The sequence below is a fragment of the Bacillus sp. JJ1773 genome, assembly GCF_036962035.1.
GTDB lineage: Bacteria > Bacillota > Bacilli > Bacillales > Cytobacillaceae > Cytobacillus.
In genome coordinates, this window is the sequence record NZ_JBALNX010000146.1 from 1 (window position 1) to 5,796 (window position 5,796).

The following is a 5,796-nucleotide window of genomic DNA, read 5'->3' on the forward strand; positions in this document are numbered from 1 at the left end:
ACTTGTTCAACAATCGGGCACTTTAATTAAACAGCGGTAAGGTTATGAAATCCAGCAAGTAAGCAAATATTCGGGAGAAAATCGTATTATACTGAGAGAGTTGAAGAAGGATTAGATATAATTGAAATAGTAAGGATCATCAGTTGGATTTGCTTTTTTTATCAACATACATTAGAATAGTAAAATCTATTTACTAATATTAAGAGAGGAGGCAAAAAGTTAAGGGAACTGTTTTCAGAAGAATTGCAACAGAAGTAAAGTCATATTTACATCTAGGAGATTTAGTTTCAATGGGACCAGTCTGTCCTTTTTTAAGCAAACTTCATATAGAGACCAGCTACCGGAAGCTTTTTGTCTTTTTATTTTAGAAACTGTAGATAACATTTAAATTGTTTATGCATTTTGTTTAAATACTAAGCAATTACTAAACGCCGGTTTTATCTGGCGTCTTTTTGCGTTATAAAGTAGAAGAATTATGTATATATGGCTGCTTGTTGGATGAGATTCATGAAAAAGTGGACAAAGGTCAGAAAAGGGACCACTAAATATCAAAAACAAGTTGTAATAATTGGTGTGTTCCCAATAAAGGAGTAATTAGAAAGGGTGAGACAATTGCTTAAAAAACTTAGGCAATATAGAAACGTTTCAGTGTTCCAAACGCTTCTAATTTAGAAAAATAATTAGAAGCGAGGAATAATAATATGAAAAAACAAAAAATATTAAATAAATCATTTCTATTTTTATTTATAAGTAACTTATTAGTTTTTATAGGCTTTGAAATGTTGCTTCCTATTTTACCAGCCTATTTGTTAAGCAAAAATGCATCTTCCATTCAAGTAGGTCTAATGACAACATTATTTACACTAGGCGCTGTTCTAATCAGACCTTTTATAGGGTACTATTTGATTGATAACCAACGGAAAAGTCTTGCCATTATTGCTAGTGCAGCTTTAATGATTATTACAATGATGTATCCATTTCTTAATATTATTTGGCTTTTGCTATTGTTACGACTTTTCCATGGTGCAGCGTGGGGAGTATCAACCACAGCCAATAGTACAATTGTAGTCGATTTAATTCCTAAGACACGGTTAGGACAAGGTATAGGGTATTTTTCTATTTCAACAACGGTCGGTGCTATCATTGCTCCGAGTTTAGGTATTCTTATCTATGACTCTTTTTCCTTCAATATTTTAATTTGGTCATCAGTAGTACTCAGCCTATTTGCAGCACTTGCGCTTCAATTTGTAAATTCACCTACTCCTGTTAAACATGAGAAGCAACATTTTCGATTTTTTGAAGCGATTTTTGAAAAAGACGCATGGTTCCCAGCATTGCTGACGGTTATTACAACACTTGGTTTTGGAGCGATTATTACTTTTTTAGTTCTTTTTGGAAAACAAAAGGGATTGGATCATATTTTTTTATTCTTCCTTATCAATGCGACTATCTCAACTTTACTACGTCCATTTACAGGAAAATGGTATGATGAAAAAGGACCTTGGGCTATCATCATCGTGTCAGCAGTGCTAGGATTTTTTTCACTTGTAATGCTGTCTTATACGACAAATAATTTTTATCTTATTATTTCAGCGATTTTATTTGGCGCAGGTTATGGAACTATTATGCCATGTTTACAAACATGGGCGGTTCAAAAGGTAAGTGAAGAAAAAAGTAGCGCAGCCAACGCAACCTTTCTTTCCAGTTTTGATGTTGGTGTTGGAGTTAGCGCATTTGTATTAGGGACTTTAGCAGAATGGATTAGTTTAGAGATGATCTTCCGGGTTGTTAGTCTATGTTTTATTGTTGTTGCTGTTATAGTTTATAAGGATTTTTTAAATGAAAAGAAAAAGTATAAAAATATATAAATCGATATAAAAACAAATCCACTTCTATGTTATTAGAGGTGGACTTTTTTGTTAATATTGCTTAGCGCACAAAGTTTTGTAATGTTGGCAGTACCCATTATAAGAATACGTCTTTTTTCGTAGTATTGAACTATCGTACATAAAGTAACGGGTGCTTATCTTCAATAAGCTCTTCCACAAACGGGCGCTTTTCTGAAATAAGGAAAGCGTCTTTCTTCAGGAAAAGGGCCAGATTGTTGAATAACACCTAGATATCTAGGTGAAAGTTTAGGCGAGTTTGTGAAACTCTTGTACCTAAAGTAAGGAAGCAGTTAGTTTAATATAAGTTGAATAAAAATTGGAAATAAATTACAATGAAATTATACATAGAATTTCTATGTATCCTTAATCTAGGTATTAAGTATAAACGAATAAAATACAATTCTTTTCAACGGGGTAAAAAAGTGGCTTTCTTAAATACTTCTAAGTAAGTCCAAAAAAAGGGATGAAAATATTCCACCATAAAAGGGGATGGGTTTATGAAGAGAATATTTCTTTTACCAATCTCAATTATACTAATTATTTTTTTGTCAGCTTGTACAAATTCAACTGAGGCATCCAAATCAAACAAAGATAATATTATTGTAGATATTAAAAACAATACTAAGCGCCTATTTTCATTTTAGGGCCAGATTGTTGAATAGCGCAGAAGGTTTTTAAGAAAACTATGGGGGGAAAAAGATGAAGCTAACAATAAGAGCAAGGATGTTGGGCATTTATGAATTGTTTTTGGCGACAGGCGCGATTTGGATAGGTGTGCAGATGGTAAGTTCAAGCCATGGAATTTTCGCTGAGGAATATCCGGATAGCTGGTCCTCTACGCTTCCTTTTGATAGTTGGGTGGTACCTGGGATCCTAGCGATTGTCATATTCGGACTTGGCAATATCACGGCGGCGGTATGTAGTTTTAAAAAAAGGAATAACAGTTCGTGGTATGCATCTGCCATTATGGGAGCTGTTTTCTTCATCGGATTAAACTTTCAGCGAATTATAGTAGGTGAAACGTATATCGTGACGAATCCGTTTTTAGCTTTGAGTATTATTCAGTTATGTCTGAGTGGATACGTGTTTTTTGGTTATAGAAAAGAACTCTAAAAAAAATAAAATCGCAAATTTTTCACAGGAGGTAATAAAAATGGCATTCACATCCAAAAATATCTTTATCAATTTATCTGTAAAAGACGTAAACAAGTCCACCAATTTTTTCAAGGAACTTGGTTTTGAGTTCAACCCACAATTCTCCGATGAGACCACATCTTGTATGATCATCAGTGAGAATATCTTTGCTATGATAATGATTGAGGAACGTTTCAAAGGATTTAGTAAGAAGGAAATTGTGGATACTACTACTTCTGCCGAAGCAATTCTCAGCTTTTCAGCTGAAAGTAGGGATCAAGTGGATGAGATAGTAAATAAGGCATTGTCATCTGGTGGTAAATCTTTTAGTGACCCTCAAGATCATGGGTTTATGTATATAAGGGGGTTTCAGGATTTAGACGGTCATTTATGGGAAGTTGCTTATATCGATGAAAGTGCAATGAATCAAGAATAAACTTTAAGGTTAAAAGTCATCCAGTATAATATTCTAAGGGATGATGCCTTAAAATGTATCATCTTTTTATTTATCTTTTATCAGATTAGAAATATGTGAAGTAACGAGTTAAAGTAAAATGGGCTGGATTTGAATAAGATTTAGGCAAGGGTCTTGCAACAAACGGCGCTTTCATTAATTATGAAGGCGTCTTTTTCTAATCAAACAGATTCTGAAGCAACACATTTAAATTGAAGTTATGTTAAGGTGTAGAAGAGATTGTGAAGGATTCTACTTAAACTCTCGGGTGCGTTAGAACAATAACTAAAGATCAATTTTTAAAACTCTTTTAAGCCCTTCGCTCTTCCACAATCGGGCGCGTTTATTTAGGAACGCGTCTTTATTATAAAAGGGCCATATAATTGAAAAATCTTTAAAGAAAAATATTAATCGTTTTGATGTAATCAGGTGCAGGGTTATATTAGCAAGACATAAAAGGCTAGGATAATGTTCCTAGCCTTTTTGAAATTAGTATACTTAGTATATTCCCACAGCATCAAACCCAGAATGAACTGCTGCCAATTCCACGCTGCCTTCACCATAAATATCAATCGCAGACTGAGAAATGGCCTGACGTGCATCGCTAAATTCTGAATTTGGAGTTAAATATACAGTTAATGCACGATAGTATATTTGCCCTAATTTTTTCTTTCCAATATCCTGGCCAATCAAGTAGGCAGCATGATTTGGAATGGAAGAGTTAACGTGAACTCCGCCATTATCTACATTAGTAGGCATGTGATAATATTCATCCATATGAGCCGGATAGACTCCGCTGCCATACGCGGCTCTCTGCGGATTACTGACAACTACACTGTTTGGATCACTTAAGCTGCGCAATCTCGTTACTCCGTCAGCCTTAGCAGCCGGTGCCATAATATCCTCGCCGATTTCCCAATCATCATCATCAACTAGTGCACCAAAGATGTCAGCGAAGGATTCGTTTAATGCTCCAGGCTGATGGCGGTAGACTAAATTCGCCGAATGAGTGATGACACCATGAGTCATTTCGTGGGCAGCCACGTCAAGACCCGCTGAAAGTGAAATAAAGAACTCACCGTCCCCATCCCCATAGGTCATCCAGCGCCCGTTCCAGGATGCATTGTTGTAATTGTTGCCATAGTGAACCCTTGAAATGATTGCCATTCCTTTCCCATCCAAGGAATTACGGCCATGTTCATTTAGAAAATACTCATATACCTTTTCGGAATTATAGTGTGCATCGACAGCTGCCCGATCATAGTCATCGATAAATGCAGCGGAATTCCCAACATACAGGGTATCATTGCTAGAACTATTATCATTTTTAGCATCATACGTAAAAATTCCTTCAAGATTCTCATGAGCGTAATCGGCTAACGCAAACTTCGTTCCTGAACCTGGCTCCCTCACTTGAGAAATATGAATTTCCCTGTGATTACCATGTACACCTAATCCAAAGCCCTTTTGTGTTTTCATTTCATTGGCATGCATTAAGCCATTATACTTATCGATAACCTTTCCTGTGTTTGTATCCACAAATACAAACCAGTTCCCAGGTTCATCTCCCATGAAGTTTACATTCACTTTGTAAGCTGTGTAATTTTCTCCTTCAAAAGGATAGATTACTAGATCAGTAGTTGGCTCATAGGACAATTCTTCAGGAGCATTAACAGAGGATAATGCCACTTTGGTTGCAGCATCACTGCTATAAGCGGCAGTCGTGCTCACTTCATCATCAGCAATATTCTGATAAATCCTTCCGTTAACGGAAACTACCTCATTATTCTCATTGAAGTGAACAATAAGTTCGGATCCTTCTATGTTAACTTCATTTACTGACTGTTGAAAGCGAACATGGGTCATGCCAAGTTCATCTTTTTGTACACCTTTGACTTTTAGGTTTTTATCTGGGTTTTTAATTCCCGTTTTAGCTTCATTTTTTTTCAAATAATTTAATGCATTGGATGGATCACTTGATGAAAATTTTTCCGAAAACCGTTCCTTCACAAATACAGGGACACTAGCCTTCTCATTCCACTCCTTAGAAGCTTGTACACTACTATCTGCATTCGAATTCACTTGCAGAGCAAAAACGCTACTTACTGGAATTGAGCCCATTAATAACGCTGACGACAGGGCTACAGGAACAATTAACTTTTTCTTCATATTTAAATTCCCTCCTATTAAGTTCATTCATATTTAATTATAGATTAATAGAAGAGTTTTGCATGAATATTAGGAATTATTTGGAATTATATAAAAAATGGTAATTAAACCCTAGTTAACATATTATACAGGCATAAAGGACTATTATTC

Annotated in this window: 4 protein-coding genes; 3 read left to right on the forward strand and 1 reads right to left on the reverse strand. The window is 35.4% G+C overall.

The features are described from left to right. Positions 1-701 precede the first annotated feature (701 nt). From V7127_RS25520 to V7127_RS25530, 3 genes are all read left to right on the forward strand, one after another. On the forward strand, positions 702-1,868 hold the full coding sequence (locus V7127_RS25520) for an MFS transporter (RefSeq protein ID WP_335491001.1): 1,167 nt from the start codon (positions 702-704) through the stop codon (positions 1,866-1,868). Positions 1,869-2,588: 720 nt separating this feature from the next. Then, entirely contained in the window at positions 2,589-3,002 is a 414-nt protein-coding gene (locus V7127_RS25525) for a hypothetical protein (RefSeq protein WP_335491003.1), read from the forward strand. A gap of 40 nt (positions 3,003-3,042) precedes the next feature. Continuing rightward, positions 3,043-3,459: a VOC family protein gene (locus tag V7127_RS25530; protein ID WP_335491006.1), complete on the forward strand. Its 417-nt coding sequence runs from the start codon at positions 3,043-3,045 to the stop codon at positions 3,457-3,459. Between the two features lie 516 nt (positions 3,460-3,975). On the opposite strand, the gene V7127_RS25535 is transcribed toward V7127_RS25530, so the two are convergent. Then, on the reverse strand, positions 3,976-5,646 hold the full coding sequence (locus tag V7127_RS25535; protein WP_335491008.1) for a M4 family metallopeptidase: 1,671 nt from the start codon (positions 5,644-5,646) through the stop codon (positions 3,976-3,978). Between the last annotated feature and the right edge of the window lie 150 nt (positions 5,647-5,796).

Coding starts and splice junctions, on each gene's coding strand:
- V7127_RS25530 (WP_335491006.1), top strand. CDS start 3,043: ATGGCATTCACATCCAAAAATATCTTTATCAATTTATCTGTAAAAGAC.
- V7127_RS25525 (WP_335491003.1), top strand. CDS start 2,589: ATGAAGCTAACAATAAGAGCAAGGATGTTGGGCATTTATGAATTGTTT.
- V7127_RS25535 (WP_335491008.1), bottom strand. CDS start 5,646: ATGAAGAAAAAGTTAATTGTTCCTGTAGCCCTGTCGTCAGCGTTATTA.
- V7127_RS25520 (WP_335491001.1), top strand. CDS start 702: ATGAAAAAACAAAAAATATTAAATAAATCATTTCTATTTTTATTTATA.